The organism is Knoellia sp. S7-12, from assembly GCF_040518285.1.
GTDB lineage: Bacteria > Actinomycetota > Actinomycetes > Actinomycetales > Dermatophilaceae > Knoellia.
The window spans coordinates 3537975-3554844 of the sequence record NZ_CP155449.1; the positions used below are offsets into that span (position 1 = coordinate 3537975).

Genomic DNA, 16870 nt, shown 5'->3' on the forward strand with positions numbered 1-16870 from the left:
ATCCCTACCTTCGCAGTGTCGGGCCGCAAAGTCGTGGTGTTTCCGGCTCCCCCAGATTCCTTGTGAGAGGTACAGACAGTGAAGATTCAGCGTTTCGGCCAGGTGGCGTCCATCGCCCTCATTGGTTCGTTGAGCCTGGCCGCCTGCGGCGGTCAGAGCAGCGACAGCGGCGGCACCGGCACCGAGTCCGGCAGCACGGCCAACCTGTCCGGCAGCATCGTGACCGACGGGTCCAGCACGGTCGGACCCCTGACCGAGGCCGCAGCCGAGCTCTTCATGGGCGACAACAGCGGCGTCCAGATCACCGTCGGCACCTCCGGCACCGGTGGTGGCTTCAAGAAGTTCTGCGCCGGCCAGTCCGCGATGTCCAACGCTTCGCGCCCGATCAAGGACGAAGAGAAGAAGCTCTGCGCCGACGCCGGCATCGAGTACCAGGAGCTTGTCGTCGCCAACGACGCCTTGACCGTGGTCGCAAACAAGGAGAACTCGTTCCTCGACTGCCTCACGACCGCCGAGCTCAAGACGTTGTGGTCCCCCGAGGCCACCGGCAAGATCAAGACTTGGAACCAGGTCAACCCCAAGTTCCCGGCTGACCCGATCAAGCTCTTCGGCCCCGGTACCGACTCGGGCACCTTCGACTACTTCACCGACGAGATCAACGGTGAGGAAGGCGCCTCACGCACCGACTACGAGGCGTCTGAGGACGACAACGTCATCGTGCAGGGTGTCTCCGGTGACAAGAACGCTCTCGGGTACTTCGGTTACACCTACTTCGAGGAGAACGCCGACAAGCTGAAGGCCATCAAGGTCGACAACGGCAAGGGCTGCGTTGAGCCGAGCTCCGAGACGGCTCGTGACGGCTCCTACGCGCCGCTCTCACGCCCCCTCTACATCTACGTCGACAAGAAGGCCTGGGCCAAGCCCGAGGTCAAGGCGTTCGTGACGTTCTATGTTGAGAAGGACGCGGATGTGGCCAAGGCCGCGAAGTACATCCCGCTGAGCGTCGAGCAGAAGAAGAAGGCCCAGGAAGAGCTCACCGCACTCGGCTGACCTGTCCGGCTTACTTCCACTCACACAGGAGCACACCTAGGTGTCCACCGCGAACCGGACGGCAGGCCCCCCCTCGTCGGGGGGCCTGCCCCCGTCCCAGCCCCCGATCTCCCTCAAGGCCTCGTCGCCCCGCTATGGCGAGAAGTTGTTTCTCGGCTTCCTCATGGCCGCAGCAGGCCTCTCGGTCATCACGACAGTCGGCATCGTGGCCTCGCTCATCCTGCCGACGCTGTCGTTCTTCCGTGAAGTGAGCTTCATCGACTTCATCACCGGGACATCCTGGACACCTCGCTTCGCTCAGAAGTCCTATGGCGTGCTGCCCCTGCTCACGGCAACGGCGTGGACCACGGGCATCGCCCTGGCAGTGTCCATCCCACTCGGACTCGGGGCGGCTGTGTTCCTTTCCGAGTACGCCTCCACTCGAGTCCAAAAGTTCTTCAAGCCCACGCTGGAGCTCCTGGCTGGCGTTCCCTCGGTCGTCTACGGCCTGTTCGCCGTGACGTTCGTCGGACCCGTCGTCCTCAACAACTGGCTGGGGATCAAGGTCGGCACCTTCTCCGTCCTCGCAGCAGGGCTCGTGCTTGGCGTCATGATCATCCCGACGGTCGCCTCGCTGGCGGAGGACGCCATGAGCGCCGTGCCCCGTGCGCTGCGGGAGGCCTCCTACGGTCTCGGCGCCAACCGCATGCGCACGGTGCTGCGCGTCGTGTTCCCTGCAGCCATCTCGGGCATCGCGGCCTCGATCGTCCTTGCCCTCAGCCGTGCCGTTGGCGAGACCATGATTGTCACGATGGCCGGTGGCGGTCAGGCACAGATGGTGACTGACCCGCGCTCAGGTGGCCAGACCATGACCGCGTTCATCGCGCAGGCCGCTCTGGGCGACAGTGTCCAAGGCACGACGCAATACAACACCCTGTTCGCAGTGGGTCTCACGCTCTTCGCGATCACCTTGGTCATCAACATGATCAGCATCCGCTTGGTCAACCGCTTCCGGGAGATCTACTAATGGCCGCCATCGCGACATCCACCATTCGCCCGCTCTCCGCTGCGGCCCACGGGGAGAAGAACCTTCGTTCCATCGTGTTTCTCATTGGCCTGTGGCTCTGTCTGGCCTTTGGGATCCTGGTCCTCGTGGTGCTCCTGTTCGAAACGTTCCAAGAGGGACGTCCACGTCTCGACGGCATGCTCTTCACGAACTACACGTCCCAACTGCGGCCGGAGACGGCCGGGGCCCGGGCGGCCATCCTTGGCTCTGCCATGGTCATCGGGACGACCGCCGCGCTGGCTTTGCCCCTCGGAGTTGCCGCCGCGGCATACCTGGAGGAGTTCGCCTCCCGTGAGAGCAAGTTCGCCAAGTTTGTGGAGCTGAACGTGCAGAACCTTGCAGCGGTCCCGGCCATCATCTACGGCATGCTGGCCGCCGCTCTGGCGCTCACGGTCGGCCTCCCCAAGAACACCGTCCTGGCCGGTGGAATCGCTCTAGCACTCCTGATCCTCCCGGTCGTCATCGTGTCAACCCGCGAGGCCCTCCGCGCCGTCCCCCGCGAAATCAGGCAGGGCTCGCTCGCCCTCGGCGCCACCCCGATTCAGACCCTGACGCGCCAGACCCTGCCGGCGGCGGTGCCGGGTATCGCGACGGGCACGATCCTGGCCCTGTCCCGCGCTGCCGGAGAGGCCGCACCGCTGCTGCTGCTGGGTGGCCTGGTGTTCGTCCAGTTCGACCCCAACGGTCTGCTCAGCGGCTTCACCACCATGCCGATCCAGATCTTCAACTGGGCGGGGCGCTCGCAGGAAGAGTTCCAACAACTCGCCGCAGCAGCGAGCATCCTGCTTCTCGTGCTGCTGATCGCCATGAACGCTGTGGCCATCTTCATCCGAAACAAGTTCGCGAGCGAGCGATGAGCACGCCTGAGGGCCCCAATACTCAGCACTCCCCAAACGAAGGAGCAACCGTGGATTCCACCCCCACGATCCACGTCGAGACCAAGGGTCGGACGCCGATCTCGCTCAACAGCAACGGCGAATCCCCCCGGGCGGTCCTCAGCTGTGAGGACGTCAGCGTCTACTACGGCGACTTCCGCGCCGTGAACGAGGTCAACCTCAACATCGGCGTCCACGAGATCACGGCCCTCATCGGCCCCTCGGGCTGCGGCAAGTCAACGGTGCTCCGTTCGCTGAACCGCATGAACGACCTCATCCCCGGGACGCGTGTCACCGGCTCGATCAAGTACCACGACATCGACATTTATGGCAAAGAGGTCGACGCCATCGAGGTGCGTCGCCGGATCGGGATGGTCTTCCAGAAGGCCAACCCCTTCCCGAAGTCGATCTACGACAACATCGCCTATGGCCCCAAGGTCACCGGAATGAAGGTCTCCAACATGGACGACCTCGTCGAGGAGAGCCTGCGTGGCGCTGCGCTGTGGGACGAGGTCAAGGACAAGCTCAAGCAGTCAGCCTATGGCCTCTCGGGTGGTCAACAGCAGAGGCTCTGCATCGCCCGCACGATCGCGGTCAAGCCCGAGGTCATCCTCATGGACGAGCCCTGCTCAGCGCTCGACCCGATCGCGACGGCACGCATCGAGGACCTCATGGCAGACCTGCGCAAGGAGTACACGATCGTCATCGTGACTCACAACATGCAGCAGGCGGCCCGCGTCGCCGATCGCACGGCCTTCTTCACGGCTGAGGCGGCCGAGGGCAGCGGCGACCGCACGGGTCACCTGGTGGAGTTCGACCTCACGTCAAAGATCTTCAGCAACCCAGCCGACACGCGCACCGAGGACTACATCTCGGGCCGCTTCGGCTGAGCTCGTCGCGCCGGCTCATGTCGGCAACACAGAACACGTCGTGCAGCAGGAGGCACGACGTGTTCTGCTGTCCGGACCGGATGACCAAGCCACCTGGCGCTCGTCAACTGCTCAGCCGAGGAGCTGCGCCATGACGGCAAGCGCTCCTGGCGCGACCCTGTAGTAGACCCAGTGACCCCGGCGTTCGGAAAGCAGAAGTCCCGCTTCGCGCAGCTTCTTCAGATGGTGTGAGACCGTCGGCTGAGACACCCCGACGTCCTGGATGTCGCACACGCACGCTTCGCCGCTCGGTGATGAGGCGATGTTCGACAGCAGTCGCAGCCGGACAGGATCTCCCAGTGCCTTGAACACGGCGGCCGCCCGCTCCGCCTCGTCGACACTGAGGGGAGCGCTCGTCAACGCGGTGCTACCTCCTACCGTCTCGGATCGGTGCATTCCGGGCGCTTCGAGGACCGGCAAAGGATTCGACATGCGTCTATCTTGACATCTGTCGATACGGCTTGCAAGATGGCATCTGTCGCCATATCGACGACGATCGAATCAGCACCCAGTGGGCCGCTTGGACCCCAGGTGCCAAAGTCTGGAGGATGTCCGTGGCCAATAGCCCATCCCTAGTAGCCTCGTCACTCGAGGCAGACAAGACGCAAGCCCCCACCGTGGTGATCGGAGCAGGTCCGATCGGTCTTGCCGCTGCGGCTCATGCGCTTGAACGAGGCCTGGAACCGCTGGTGCTCGAGCGCGGTGACCGTGCCGCCGCGTCCGTCGTGTCGTGGGGTCACGTCCGCCTCTTCTCGCGCTGGTCCGAGCTCGTTGACCCCGCCGCGCGTCGACTCCTCATCCAACGAGGTTGGCGCGAGCCCGCAGGCAACGGCTACCCCACCGGCGCCGAGTGGGCCGCCCAGTACCTTCAACCCCTCGCCGACGCGCTCGGTGAGTGCGTGCAGTACGGCACCACCGTGACCGGTGTCGCCAGGCGGGGCCGTGATCGCGTCGTTGACTCCGGTCGTGACGGCCAGCCCTTCACCGTTCATGTCCGCAATGCCGACGGACACAGGGCCCGCCTCACTGCAGGAGCCGTCATCGATGCCTCCGGAACGTGGACACACCCCAACACCCTCGGAAGCGACGGTTATCCCGCCGATGGCGAGCAGGACCCAGCCATCGGTGCCCGGATCTCCTACGGCGTCCCGAACGCCAATGACGCTGAAGACGTCACCAGGTTCGGCGGCAAGCGCACGGCCGTCATTGGTTCCGGCCATTCGGCACTGACCGCTCTCGTCGCACTTGCCCAGATCGCTGCATCCATTCCGGGCACGCGAGCGGTCTGGGTGCTGCGCCGAGGATCGGTCGGCAACGCCTACGGAGGCGGTGCCTCCGACGAACTACCCGCCCGGGGCGCCCTTGGACTACGTGCTCGCGACGCAGTTGCGGCGGGGCAGATCGAGGTGGTCTCCGGATTCCGCACAGGGTCCATCGAGTTCACCGACAGCAGCACGATCAGCCTCGTGAGCGAGGACGATCGACGCGTCGAAGGGCTGGACGAGCTCATCGGGCTGACCGGGTTCCGACCGGACCACTCGATCATGTCCGAACTTCGCCTACGTCTCGACGACCGCCTTGAGGCGCCGGTTGACCTGGCGCCCCTCATCGACCCCAACGTCCACTCCTGCGGCACGGTCTACCCGCACGGAGTGGTCGAGCTCGGACATGCCGATCAAGGGGTGTTCATCGTCGGAATGAAGGCGTACGGCCGGGCGCCCACGTTCCTTGCCCTGACCGGCTACGAGCAGGTCCGATCGGTCGTCGCGGCCCTGGCCGGCGACCATGCCGCTGCCGCCCGCGTCGAGCTAACTCTTCCTGAGACCGGCGTTTGCGGCGGCGCAGGCCTGTTCGATGAGGCCGGTGCGGCTCAGTCCGATGAAGAGGGAGCAGATGGTTGCTGCACCCCGACCCCCCAGCTGGTCCAGATCGGCGCCCCCACAAGCATAGGAGAAACCACATCCGGCGGATGCTGAATGCTCGACCGGCTAAGTCGGACATTCAGTTGCAAAACCCGTCGACATCGACCGACCAGGTCGAGGTCGACGGGTCGCCCGATGTCCCGAAGCCACCGTGGGCCCTACCCGCCCTTTGCGTCACGCAAGTCGTCGGATGGGGCGTGCTCTACTACGCGTTCCCCGTCATGCTGCCGGCCCTCACTCGTGACACGGGCTGGTCTCCTGCCGCGGCGACAGCAGTTTTTTCGGCGGCCCTTGTGGTCTCAGCAGTCGCCGGCATCCCGGTCGGACACGTCATTGACCGCGTAGGCCCCCGCTGGATCATGACGCTGGGTTCGGTCGCAGGAGCGGGGGGGTTCGCCGTCATCTCGACGGCTGGCAATCTAGGTGTCTTTTTCGTCGGTTGGACCATCATCGGTCTGGCGATGTCGGCCACGTTCTATCAGCCTGCTTTCGCGGCGCTGACTCGCTGGTACGGACTCAACCGCGTCCGTGCCCTGACCACACTGACGCTCGCCGGTGGTCTAGCCAGCACCGTATTTGCGCCCCTCACCGCCACCCTGAGCGACGCGTTCGGCTGGCGCCGCGCTGGCCTCATCCTCGCGCTCACGGTCCTTGTCATCGCAACGCCGTTGCACGCCTTCGCCCTCAAAGGCTCTTGGCCGCATGAGCAGTCGGCGGCTCCGAAGAACGCCGGCCACGCGGGTGACCAAGTGAGGTCTGCGCACGTCGTGCGCACTCGAGCGTTCCTGGCGCTCGCGGCTGCACTCACGCTCTCTGGCTTCGCGATGTACGCAGTGGTGTTCGGACTGATCCCCCTGCTCACCCACCGCGGTGCCACGACGACCCAGGCTGCATGGGCGCTCGGCCTCGGCGGGCTCGGCCAGACCCTCGGCCGCGTCCTCTATTCGTCGCTGGCGAGACGGACCAGCCCTCGCGCACGGACCGCGTCACTGATCTTCGCGGGCGCCGTCACCACCGCCGCGCTTGCCGCGCTCGCCAGCCCGATCTGGCTGTTGACAGCCACAGCCATGGTTGCTGGCTCCGTCCGCGGAAACCTCACGCTTCTGCAGGCCACTGCAGTTCCAGATCGATGGGGTACCACGTCCTACGGCCGCATCACCGCCGTGCTGGTTGCGCCCGTGACCATCGCTGGCGCTCTTGCTCCGTGGGTTGGAACTGTGCTCGCCCAGCCCCTTGGCGGCTACCCGAACCTGTTCTGGCTTCTGACAGGCATCTCATGCGTGGCCGTCGTGCTGGCCCTTGCAGGTCAGGAGCCGGTGACGAGCTTGAGAAAGAGGTAGCAAGCGGCCGCCACCAGTCCGGCGCCGGGAAAGGTGAAGACCCAGGCCCCGATGATGTTCTTGGCCACGCCCCAGCGGACCGCCTTGAGCGACTTCGTCGAGCCGACGCCCATGATCGCCGAGGTGATGGCGTGCGTCGTCGAGATCGGGGCGCCCGTGGCCGTGGCGACATAGAGCACCGCAGCAGCCGTTGTCTCCGCCGCGAAACCCTGCGGCGGGTCGAGGTGGATGATGCGGCGCCCGAGGGTGCGCATGATCCGCCACCCACCGGCATACGTTCCGGCAGAGATGACGACGGCGCTCATGACGAGGACCCACAGGGGGATGTGGTCCTCGCCCTCGGGGGCAAACCCGCCGACGGTGAGCGCGAGCACGACGACACCTGCGGTCTTGGCCGCGTCCTGCATGCCGTGTCCGAAGGCCATGGCAGCGGCGGACACGGTCTGCGCGGAGCGGAAGCCGCGGTTGACCTTGCCGGGGTGACCGCCCCGGAAGAGCCAAAGGATCGCCGTCATGACGAGGAATCCCAGGAGCAACCCCACGACGGGTGAGGCGATCATCGGGAGAATGACCTTCTCCAGCACAGCGTCCCAGTGGACGGTCGTCGAGCCGGCGATGGCCGCGCCGCCGAGCCCGCCGATCAGCGCATGGGAAGACGACGACGGCAGCCCGAACCACCAGGTCAAGAGGTTCCAGGCGATTGCGCCGACGAGGCCCGCTGCGCAGATCGTCAGTCCGACCGTGCCTGCCGGGGCGTCGACGATGTCGCTGCCGATCGTCTGTGCCACCTTGGTGCCGAAGAACGCACCGGCGAGGTTGGCGATGGCTGCCAGCCCCAACGCGATGCGCGGGGTGAGCGCACGGGTCGACACCGATGTCGCGATGGCGTTGGCGGCGTCGTGAAAGCCGTTGGTGTAGTTGAAGCCCATCGCCAACGCGACGACGAGGGCCACCGGGATCCAGCTGTCCACAGTGGTCAGGACTCCTTGACGGCGATGCCCTCGACCTTGTGGGCCACCGTCTCGAACGCGTCAGCAGCGGCCTCGAGCTCGTCGATGAGCTCCTTGTGCTTCATCACCGTGATGGCGTCGGCGCCTTCGGCGTTGAAGAGCTTGGCCAGCATGCGGCGGTAGGCCTTGTCAGCGGCGTTCTCGAGTCGGTTGATCTCGATCCAGTAGGAGCTGAGGTCCTTCATCGAGCGCAGGCGCGGCATGGCGTCGACGGTGAGCTCGGCCATGCGCGAGAGGATCTCGACCTGCTTGGTGACGCCCTTGGGGAGCTTGTCGATCCGATAGAGAGCGACGAGATCGGCGGCGGCCTCCATGTGGTCGACGCAGTCGTCGAGGGCGCTCGCCAGACCGTGGATGTCCTCACGGTCGAACGGCGTGATGAACGACGAGTTGACCTTGCGGATGAGCTCGTGGGTGGCCTCGTCGGCCGAGGTTTCCACCTCGCTCATGCGAGCCGCGATGGTCTCGCGCTCTTCTTGAGTCTGCGCGCCGAGGATGGAGGTGAGCTCTGCCGCGCCCTCGACAAGGTGTTTGGCGGAAACGGAAAAGAGTTCATAGAACCCGTCGTCCTTGGGGGTGAGGCTGAAGCCCACGAGAGTCGATTCCGTTCGGCTCGAGGTGCAAGTGTCGCTGACAAGGCTAAGGCCTTCGCGTCATGCGCAGGTCATTGGCAGTTCACCGGGTGTTGGACCAGCGGTTTCGCAGAAGAGGTGTGGTGCCGGACCGGGAGCACCTCACGGCGCGAGGCCGCTCGTAGCGGCTGAAATTGGGACCCGGGGCTGCCGCGATCCGGCACCACCAGACAAGACTAACGCCGTGTCGGTCGCAATGTGTTCCCGTCCCTCTTCAGACGTCGGGTATGCCGCGTGGCTCAGTCGAGCTCGCCGGCGCGCCAGAGGCTGGCGCTGGCGATGAGGTCGTCCCCCGTGCGCTGCATGGCGGCGGCACTCGTGGTGAGGGCGCCCGCTGTGGCCGGGTCAGTCGCGTCCCGGTCGTGCGCGAGTTCGGCGCGCCCTGCGGCGATGACCGACGCGAAGGCGGCGGCCCGTTCCAGGGCGACCGCGAGGTCACCCCCGAAGACTCCGGTGAGGATCTCGTCGGCGAGGGCCTTGACCTCGTCAGGACCGGGCGGTTCGGCCACCCCGGCCACAGCGTGGGCGACGTCCGTGAACCGCATGCCCGCGGCATACTCCCGGCTTGCCTCGACCGGCTGACGACGCACCCACTCACGCAAGGCGTAGAGACGCCAGAGGGTGCCGGGCAGGCTGCGCGCGGGGCGGGCAGCCCAGAGATCAGCGACGGTCGACAGGCCGAGCTCATCGACGAGGGCGACGAGTCGGGCCGTCACGGTGGGGTCGTCGACGGCGCGACCGGTGCCCACAAGGACGGCAGCAGTCTGGTGCGCGATCTCGGTGATCTCGGCCGGCCCGGGCTGTGTGCCGCCATGGGCCTCGATGGCATCCGGGCCGAACTGGACGGGGCGTCGGGGGACGCTGCGGCCGCTGTCTGTCATCCCCCAAGTCTCGCACCGGGTCTACGGTGACGATGTGTGCAGTTATTGCGGGTGCCAGTCCATCGGGATGATCGGGCGCTTCATGGCCGAGCACGAGGACATCGTCAACCTCGCCGGAGACCTACGACGCACGGCGGCGAGCGGTGATGCCGAGGCGGTGTCGGACGCCCTCGACAGCGCCGTGGCGCAGCTCCAGCCACACACCGGGGCCGAGGAGAAGGGGCTGTTCACGGTCCTGCGCCGCAACCCCGAGTTCACTGACCACATCGCGACCCTCTGCGCCGAGCACGACCGCCTCGACGAGCTGGCCGAGCAGATCCGTGGTGGCCACGTGGAGTTGATCGACACGTTCGTCCACGAGCTGCGTGAACACATCAACAAGGAGGAGAACGGCCTCTTCCCCGCAGCCGCGATCGAGATGTCTGGCGATGACTGGGACGAGGCCGAGAAGCTGACCCCGGCCCCATAGGTTGGGTTCCATGACGGACACTGCTGCGCCTGCTGACCCCGAGGCATACGACACCCTGCTGTGGGAGGTGTCGGACGACGGCATCCTCACGCTCACCCTCAACCGACCCGACGCCCTCAACGCGTTCACCGTGACGATGGCTCGCGAGCTCGAGCACGCGTTCCGCCGGGTCAACGACGACGACTCCGTGGCCGCGGTGGTCGTGACCGGTTCGGGGCGGGCGTTCTGCGCGGGCATGGACCTTTCGGCTGAAGGCAACGTGTTCGGGCTGGACGAGTCGCTGTCCCCGACGCTGGAGGACATGACGGATCGACTCGACGACCCCGCCATCGCCGAAGGGATCCGGGACACCGGTGGGCGGGTCGCGTTGGCGATCTATGACTGCACCAAGCCCGTCATCGCCGCGATCAACGGACCCGCCGTCGGGATCGGCGCGACCATGACGCTGCCGATGGACGTGCGCCTGGCGTCGACCTCGGCCCGGATCGGGTTCGTCTTCGGTCGGCTGGGAATCGTGCCCGAGGCCTGCTCGTCCTGGTTCCTGCCGCGGCTCGTGGGCATCTCTCGCGCGCTCGAGTGGACGTATGCCGCTGACATCCTCTCCCCTGCCGAGGCCCTGGATGGTGGCCTCGTTCGCACGGTGGTGGAGCCAGAAGCGTTGCTGGACACGGCATACGAGCTGGCACGTCGTTTTGTCGCCGGTCGGTCACGGGTGGCGACGGCACTGACGCGACAGATGATGTGGCGCAACTCCGCTCAGCCGCACCCGCTCGAGGCCCACCGCGTCGACTCGCTTGCGATGTGGGTGACGAGCGTCGGCGACGGCAAGGAGGGCGTGGCCGCCTTCAAGGAGAAGCGGACCGCCGAGTTCACGTCGTCGGCGTCCTCGGACCTGCCCGGCTGGGTGCCGTGGGGCTGAGCGTGCCCGGGCTGAGTCGGTTCGTCGAGGCACAGGACGCCAGCGGAACGTATGCCGCGGCGCTCGCCGAGTTGCGCCGTGGGCGCAAGACGAGCCACTGGATGTGGTTCGTCTTCCCCCAGATCTCCGGACTGGGTCGGAGCGACATGGCTCAGAGGTATGCCGTGGGGTCGCTTGAGGAGGCTCGCGCGTATCTCGCCGATCCCGTTCTCGGACAGCGGTTGCGGGAGTGCTGCTCGGTGTTGTTGGAGCTGCATGGGTCGGAACCCGTGGCCGTGTTCGGTGGTGTCGACGCGGTGAAGCTGCAGTCATCGATGACGCTGTTCGGGCGGGCTGCCGAACTCGACCCGGACCGTGGGCTCTTCACCGGCATCCTCGACAAGTACTTCGACGGCCACGAGGACCCCGCCACCCTCGAGCTGCTGGGATGACCCGAGCGACCCGGTATCGTCTGCGGTCGTGGGGGTTCACGCCCACGCGGGCCTCTAGCTCAATGGTTAGAGCTGCGGACTTTTAATCCGTAGGTTGTGGGTTCGAGTCCCACGGGGCCCACCGACCCACCGCCGGGCTGAACTGGCTCCAGTGACCCGTGCGCGCCCGCTGCGGGCGTCCTAGCATCGAGACATGCCTGTCGACGATGCGCACACCCGCCCCGACGGAACCAGTGATGCGACGGTCGAGGCCGTCGGGCGACTCTCAGAGGCCCTGGAGATGCTTGAGGACGCCCGGGGGGACCTCTACAGATTCCACCGCAAGATCGGCAGGACCGACCTGACCTTGAGTGACGCATGCGCCAAGCTCCGCACCGCCGGGCACACCGCCCTGGCCGACCAGATCGAGACCGAACTCGTGGGACGCAATGTCCTGCAGGGCCGATGGACGTTCCAGATCGTGGAGGAGTTCGAGGACGGATACGTCGCCGCCTTCCGCGAGCACGAGCAACGCGTCCGTGACGAGCTCATGGATGGGCGGCGCCACGTCTTCGAGGCAGAGATGAAACAGGATCGGCGCACACATGGTCGCCCCGACCACGCAGCGACCCCCAACTCAGCGGACGGCACGTGACCCGCACCTAGAAGTCGCTGTCGTTGTCCGACTCGAGATGGGTCGTGGTGACGGCTGTGTTGCTGGCGAGGTCGCGCACGCTGGCACTGGGGATCCAGCTCATGTTGGCCGCTGCGGCGGCAGTGGTGATTCTTAACGCGTTGCTGGGGGTGCCCAGGGTGATGGTCAGGCTGGAGCCGCTCATGGTGAGGGTCGAGAGCGTCCCCGTGACCCCGAAGTTCACGGCCCCGGTGACATAGTCACCCCGGTTCAAGTTGATGGTGCCCAACGGCAGCAGCGTGGTGTTGGTGGCGTTGTAGACGGTGAGCCGGTCCTTGCTGCTCCCGCCGCTACCGGTGGCCCGGACCACCACGTTCTGGCTGGTGATCCCGTTCCACCCGGCGATGACCGAGCTCGGGGACAGCGCTTCCGAGTACGTGAGAGTGAGCGTGTCCCTCACGTCGAGCCTGCGCACGGTTCCGCCAGTGACGTTGGTCGCCGTCAGGCCGGCCGCCGCCGGCTTGGTGCGGTCGATGGCGTATGCCGTGCTGGCGGTCCGCGCGTTGCCGACGGTGTCGGTCGCGCGAACGGTCACCGTGTAGGTGTCGTCCGCGGCGAAGGTGGTGGCAGCCAGTGGCAGGCTCCACGACGTGGTGCCATTGGCCGTGACCCACATCGGAGTGGCGGAGCTGAATGTCGTGCCGGACAGGAACAGCCCGGTGCTGGCACGTTGCACGCTGACCTCGACGGTGGCCACACCGGCTGGTGAGTCAAGGGTCGTGCCGCAGATGTCGCCGGTGGCTGCGGCGCAGCCTGCGTCGTAGGTGGTGGCGTTGTAGCGTCCCCCCGCGACGGGGAAGGTGGTGGCGATGGTGGGGGCGGTGGCGTCGACGGTCCACGTCCGGCTGGCGGCTGCACCGGTGTTGCCCGCGACGTCCACGGCACGGACCGCGAAGGTGCGCGACCCGTCGGCGAGAGACGCATAGGTCCTGGGGCTGGTGCAGGTGGTCCAGGCCCCGCCGTCGAGCTGGCACTCAAAGCGGGCGTTGGTCTCGCCAATGAAGGTGAAGGTGCCGCCGCCAGAGGTCGTCCCGGTCGGCCCGCTGGAGATGGTCGGCGCTGCAGGCACGGTGCGGTCGATGGTGATGCTCACCGTGTCGAGCGCTGTCAGGCCCACTTCGTCGGTGGCGCGCGCGCGCACCGTGTAGGCCCCGTCAGCGGGGAAGGACGCACCGGGCATGGACAAGGACCAGGCGGTGGTGCCAGCCACCGGAAGATAGACCTCGGTAGGGCTGCTGAAGCTGTTGCCGTTCCAGTAGAGCTGCGTGGTGGCCCGCTGGATGCTGACGTGGACGGCCGACAGGCTGCCCTGTGGGTCGGAGGCGGTGCCGCAGATGTCACCCTCGGGAGTGCTGCACCCGGCGTTGTAGCCGGCGTCGTTGTAGGCGCGGCCACCAGCGGGCGAGCTGATGTTGACGTTGGGTATGCCGGTGTCGACGGTCCAGCCGTAGGCCGTCGCGGTGCTGACGTTGCCAGCGGCATCGGTGCTGCGGACAGTGAAGGTGTGCGCACCGGGAGCCAGCGTGCTGTAGCTGACCGGTCCAGTGCAGACGGTCCAGGATCCGGAGTCGAGGCGGCACTCGGAGACGGTGCCGGTCTCGGCGGTGGTGAAGTCGAACTGGACGGAGGAGCCACTGGGATTCTGCGGTGCCTGGACGATGACGGGTGCCGGGGGCGCCGCGGTGTCCACGGTCAGGTCCGTGCCCCCGGTCGTGGTGTTGCCCACTGCATCGATGGCGCGCCAACGCACGGTGTAGCCGCCGTCGGCGGGGAAGCTGGCGGCCTCGAACGGGTAGCTCCAGGACGTGGTGCCGGTGACGGTCTGCCAGGTTTCGCTCGCTGCCGCGAACCCCGTGCCGTCCCAGTAGCCGTTGGTGGCCACTCGACGGATGCTGACCGCAACGCTGGACAGTCCGCTGCGCGCGTCGCTGGCAGTACCGCACAGATCGCCGGCGGTCGGTGTGGCGCAGCCCGCCGCCCAGCCGGCGCCGTTGTAGGTGCCGGAGGTGGGGAAGGTCAGCGCCGCGACGGGCGCGATGGCGTCGACCGTCCACGTGCGTGAGGTGATGGCGCTGAAGTTGCCGGCCCGGTCGTACGCCCGCACCGAGACGGTGTGCGACCCGTCGCTCAGCGCGTCGTACTGTTTCGGGCTCGCACACAGCGCCCACGACCCGCTGTCCAGGCGGCACTCGAAGCTCGCGCTCGGGTCGCTGGTGGTGAATCCCAAGGTCACGGATGGCCCGCTGGTTGCCGGCGGCGGAACTGTGACAGTGGGAGCGGTCGGGGCGGTGCGGTCGATGGTGAAGGTGCGGGAGTCGTAGCCGAGGTTGATGCCGTCGCTGGCTCTCGCGCGCAGGGTGTAGTCGCCCTGGGGCAATGAGCCCGACGCGATGCCGTAGCTCCAGTCGGTGGCGGTCAGCGTGGCCGGCACAAAGGTCTCAGGGCTCGCGGCGAAGCTCGTTCCGTTCCAGTACTGGCCCGTGCTGATCTGGCGCAGGCTCACCGCAACAGCGGTCACGGCGACGTCGTCCTCTGCCGTTCCGCACAGGTCGCCCGTGGAAGCGGTGCCACAGCCGGCCGTGAACCCGCTGTCGTTGTAGGAGCCCCCCACGGTGGGAAAGCCGATGCTCACCGTCGGGATCGTCAGGTTGACGGTCCACGTATGGGTCGTGACCGCGCTGACGTTGCCCACAGTGTCTGTCGCGCGCATCTGGAAGGTGTGAGAGCCGGCCACCAATTCGGCAAAGCCCATCGGGCTTTCACATGACGCGTATGCCGCGGTGTCGAGGCGGCATTCCACCGTGGCTCCCGCTTCGGCCTCGGAGAAGGCGAACATGGCGCTACCACCGCTCGGATTGGCGGGCGTCTGGGTGAAGACGGGCGCCGGAGGCGCCGTTCCGTCGACGACCACGTCGGTCGCGGCCGCATCCCCGGTCGGTGAGGCCACGGCATACACGATGTGGGTGCCGTCACTGACACCCGCAGGAATCAGGACCGTGACCGCACCGCCCCCACCGGAGGGAACCGCAGCAGGGGTGGCACTGCCTGCCAGGGTGCCCGTCAGTTCGACGCCGGTGGGACTGTCGAGGCGGTAGCGCAGCGACTCGCCCACGATGAACCCGCCGGCCGTGCCGGACACAGACGTGCCCGGCCTCACCCGGGGCGAGGACAGCGTCAGGATGGGCGCGGCCACCGTGACTGGGCTGCTCTTGACGCTCTCCAAGCCCCGCCAGTTGGTGGCGAGAACGGGTGTGACCGAGTAGACCCAGTTCCCGGCTGGAACACCAGACTCCAAGCAACTGGCGAGGAAAAGTGTTCCTGCGCAACCGGATCCAACGATCTGAGGGCTGAGGGTCGCCGCGTCGTAGCGCTTGATGAGGTAGCCGTCCACCGACGCGCCGTTGGACACCGTGCTCTCGGCCCAGGTGACGCGGACGGCCCGACCTGTGGCTGCGGCGCTGGGGGTGGGGACCTGGTTGAGCGATGCCGTCAGGGACGCGCCACTGCTCCCGGGTGTCGCCATGGTCGTCCAGAACGCCCAGGCGACACCGCCGATCATGCTGAGCCCCAGCAGGACGACGAGCATGAACCTGAGCAGAGTCCGCCGTGTGGACGTCATGGGCCCACCGCCAGGAAGACCGTGATCCGGGCACCCTGGCATGCGTTCGCGGCGTCCAGGCTCATGGACAGCGCGCTCGGCAACCTGATGTCGAGCGTGCCGTCAACACTTCCGCCCCTGGCGGGGACCGCCCAGCCGACACCGCCGTTGCTCTGCGCGGCATAGCTGAGCGCCGACACCGCACAACCGGAATGGCCGGCATCCACAACGAACCCGCCCGTCCCCTGCGCCACATCGAGCACGAGCGCGTTGATGCGCACCGACGAGGTGTTGGGGTTGGTCATGGTGAGGAGGATGTCGGCCCGGCCACCGGGGACGAGGTCTCCACTGGGCAAGCCCGGACTCAGAGTGACCGGCATGGTCCTGCCCGTCGTTCCGGCGCCGGACCCGCTCCCGGTGACACTCCAGAACGCGGCGGCCGATGCACAAACCGCGATGAAGAGCACCACCCACCCGACGACGAACACTCCGCGCACACCCGCCGCACGCACAACGCTCACCACCCGATCGACCCGGACGCGCTGTGGACCAGCACCAGGGACGCGCCCTTGCAACCGTCCTGGTTCGCTGTCCGGTCCGCCACGAGCGCCACGCTCGGCCAGGACCGCTCGGGCAGCCCCAGACCGCTGAGCGAGCGCGTCGCCCGAGCGGGGATCGTGACCTTGGTGCCCTCTGGCATCTGATCCACGGTGTAGTCACTCGCGCTGCACGGATGCGCGGAGTCCGCGTGAGGGGCCTTGACTGCGTGGACCCTCACCTGCATGTCGCGGACCACCAGAGAAAGCCGCCGGGGGTTGGCGAACTCCAGATCGATGGTCGCGCTGGAGCCAGGTGTGATCGGTTCCTTGGCGTCACCCGAGATGGTGAACGACGAACCCGACGACGTGGCCTGACCTCCACCGCCACTCGTCCCGTCATTCGTCCCGTCGCCGCCCTGTCCCCCGCACCTGACCAACAGCATGACGATGACCATCCCGAGCAGCGCCAACGCACCGCCCAGGACGTGACGCTTGCGCGCAGGGTCCGTCATCACGTCCTCCGAGAGAAGCCGGATGCCCCAGCCCTCTCGTGGTTC

At 67.0% G+C, this 16870-nt stretch carries 17 protein-coding genes and 1 tRNA gene; 11 read left to right on the top strand and 7 right to left on the bottom strand.

What is annotated here, in order from left to right; translation table 11 throughout:
- The first annotated feature begins 78 nt into the window (after positions 1–78).
- The 4 genes from V6K52_RS17045 to pstB all read left to right on the top strand — a co-directional run bounded on the left by V6K52_RS17045 (position 79) and on the right by pstB (position 3860).
- Positions 79–1050, top strand: coding sequence for a PstS family phosphate ABC transporter substrate-binding protein (locus V6K52_RS17045; protein WP_353951312.1), 972 nt, complete (start codon positions 79–81; stop codon positions 1048–1050).
- Positions 1051–1090: 40 nt separating this feature from the next.
- On the top strand, positions 1091–2056 hold the full coding sequence (pstC, locus tag V6K52_RS17050; RefSeq protein ID WP_353951313.1) for a phosphate ABC transporter permease subunit PstC: 966 nt from the start codon (positions 1091–1093) through the stop codon (positions 2054–2056).
- Entirely contained in the window at positions 2056–2952 is an 897-nt protein-coding gene (gene pstA, locus V6K52_RS17055) for a phosphate ABC transporter permease PstA (protein WP_353951314.1), read from the top strand. The genes pstC and pstA overlap by 1 nt, the downstream gene beginning before the upstream one ends.
- 98 nt (positions 2953–3050) lie before the next feature.
- Entirely contained in the window at positions 3051–3860 is an 810-nt protein-coding gene (gene pstB / locus V6K52_RS17060) for a phosphate ABC transporter ATP-binding protein PstB (protein ID WP_353953796.1), read from the top strand.
- A 111-nt stretch (positions 3861–3971) separates the two neighbouring features.
- Here the strand turns inward: pstB and V6K52_RS17065 are convergent, their stop codons facing one another.
- Positions 3972–4259 (bottom strand): metalloregulator ArsR/SmtB family transcription factor, encoded by a 288-nt coding sequence (locus V6K52_RS17065; RefSeq protein ID WP_353951315.1) that lies wholly within the window; start codon positions 4257–4259, stop codon positions 3972–3974.
- Between the two features lie 194 nt (positions 4260–4453).
- Between V6K52_RS17065 and V6K52_RS17070 the strand changes: the two genes are divergently transcribed.
- Together V6K52_RS17070 and V6K52_RS17075 are read left to right on the top strand one after the other, a co-directional pair.
- Positions 4454–5875 carry an FAD-dependent oxidoreductase gene (locus V6K52_RS17070; RefSeq protein ID WP_353951316.1) on the top strand — a complete coding sequence of 474 codons (1422 nt, stop codon included), beginning with the start codon at positions 4454–4456 and terminating at the stop codon, positions 5873–5875.
- Between the two features lie 143 nt (positions 5876–6018).
- Positions 6019–7161 carry an MFS transporter gene (locus tag V6K52_RS17075; protein ID WP_353951317.1) on the top strand — a complete coding sequence of 381 codons (1143 nt, stop codon included), beginning with the start codon at positions 6019–6021 and terminating at the stop codon, positions 7159–7161.
- Here the strand turns inward: V6K52_RS17075 and V6K52_RS17080 are convergent.
- The 3 genes from V6K52_RS17080 to V6K52_RS17090 form a co-directional block, all read right to left on the bottom strand.
- Positions 7128–8132, bottom strand: a complete 1005-nt coding sequence (locus tag V6K52_RS17080) for an inorganic phosphate transporter (RefSeq protein ID WP_353951318.1) — start codon at positions 8130–8132, stop codon at positions 7128–7130. The two genes, V6K52_RS17075 and V6K52_RS17080, sit on opposite strands and share 34 nt — an antisense overlap.
- Before the next feature lie 5 nt (positions 8133–8137).
- Positions 8138–8764, bottom strand: a complete 627-nt coding sequence (locus V6K52_RS17085) for a DUF47 family protein (protein ID WP_353951319.1) — start codon at positions 8762–8764, stop codon at positions 8138–8140.
- Positions 8765–9042: 278 nt separating this feature from the next.
- On the bottom strand, positions 9043–9684 hold the full coding sequence (locus tag V6K52_RS17090; protein WP_353951320.1) for a hypothetical protein: 642 nt from the start codon (positions 9682–9684) through the stop codon (positions 9043–9045).
- Between the two features lie 82 nt (positions 9685–9766).
- Here V6K52_RS17090 and V6K52_RS17095 point away from each other — a divergent pair, with 82 nt between their 5' ends.
- The 5 genes from V6K52_RS17095 (at position 9767) to V6K52_RS17115 (ending at position 12137) form a co-directional block, all read left to right on the top strand.
- Positions 9767–10153 (top strand): hemerythrin domain-containing protein, encoded by a 387-nt coding sequence (locus V6K52_RS17095; protein WP_353951321.1) that lies wholly within the window; start codon positions 9767–9769, stop codon positions 10151–10153.
- 10 nt (positions 10154–10163) lie between these two features.
- The gene (locus tag V6K52_RS17100; protein ID WP_353951322.1) at positions 10164–11072 is read left to right on the top strand and encodes a crotonase/enoyl-CoA hydratase family protein; all 909 of its coding nucleotides are present in this window, start codon (positions 10164–10166) and stop codon (positions 11070–11072) included.
- On the top strand, positions 11069–11503 hold the full coding sequence (locus V6K52_RS17105) for a DUF1810 domain-containing protein (RefSeq protein WP_353953797.1): 435 nt from the start codon (positions 11069–11071) through the stop codon (positions 11501–11503). The genes V6K52_RS17100 and V6K52_RS17105 overlap by 4 nt, the downstream gene beginning before the upstream one ends.
- Before the next feature lie 48 nt (positions 11504–11551).
- Positions 11552–11624, top strand: a tRNA-Lys gene (locus V6K52_RS17110).
- Between the two features lie 72 nt (positions 11625–11696).
- Positions 11697–12137: a hypothetical protein gene (locus tag V6K52_RS17115; protein WP_353951323.1), complete on the top strand. Its 441-nt coding sequence runs from the start codon at positions 11697–11699 to the stop codon at positions 12135–12137.
- Between the two features lie 7 nt (positions 12138–12144).
- On the opposite strand, the gene V6K52_RS17120 is transcribed toward V6K52_RS17115, so the two are convergent.
- Genes V6K52_RS17120 through V6K52_RS17130 form a run of 3 tightly spaced genes read right to left on the bottom strand, consistent with a single transcriptional unit; the run spans position 12145 to position 16825 of the window.
- Positions 12145–15795, bottom strand: a complete 3651-nt coding sequence (locus V6K52_RS17120) for a hypothetical protein (protein WP_353951324.1) — start codon at positions 15793–15795, stop codon at positions 12145–12147.
- On the bottom strand, positions 15792–16295 hold the full coding sequence (locus tag V6K52_RS17125) for a hypothetical protein (protein ID WP_353951325.1): 504 nt from the start codon (positions 16293–16295) through the stop codon (positions 15792–15794). Before V6K52_RS17125 ends, V6K52_RS17120 begins: the two co-directional genes overlap by 4 nt.
- Positions 16292–16825: a hypothetical protein gene (locus V6K52_RS17130; RefSeq protein WP_353951326.1), complete on the bottom strand. Its 534-nt coding sequence runs from the start codon at positions 16823–16825 to the stop codon at positions 16292–16294. The genes V6K52_RS17125 and V6K52_RS17130 overlap by 4 nt, the downstream gene beginning before the upstream one ends.
- Between the last annotated feature and the right edge of the window lie 45 nt (positions 16826–16870).

Coding starts and splice junctions, on each gene's coding strand:
- pstA (WP_353951314.1), top strand. CDS start 2,056: ATGGCCGCCATCGCGACATCCACCATTCGCCCGCTCTCCGCTGCGGCC.
- V6K52_RS17090 (WP_353951320.1), bottom strand. CDS start 9,684: ATGACAGACAGCGGCCGCAGCGTCCCCCGACGCCCCGTCCAGTTCGGC.
- V6K52_RS17095 (WP_353951321.1), top strand. CDS start 9,767: ATGGCCGAGCACGAGGACATCGTCAACCTCGCCGGAGACCTACGACGC.
- V6K52_RS17100 (WP_353951322.1), top strand. CDS start 10,164: ATGACGGACACTGCTGCGCCTGCTGACCCCGAGGCATACGACACCCTG.
- V6K52_RS17115 (WP_353951323.1), top strand. CDS start 11,697: ATGCCTGTCGACGATGCGCACACCCGCCCCGACGGAACCAGTGATGCG.
- V6K52_RS17120 (WP_353951324.1), bottom strand. CDS start 15,795: ATGACGTCCACACGGCGGACTCTGCTCAGGTTCATGCTCGTCGTCCTG.
- V6K52_RS17130 (WP_353951326.1), bottom strand. CDS start 16,825: ATGACGGACCCTGCGCGCAAGCGTCACGTCCTGGGCGGTGCGTTGGCG.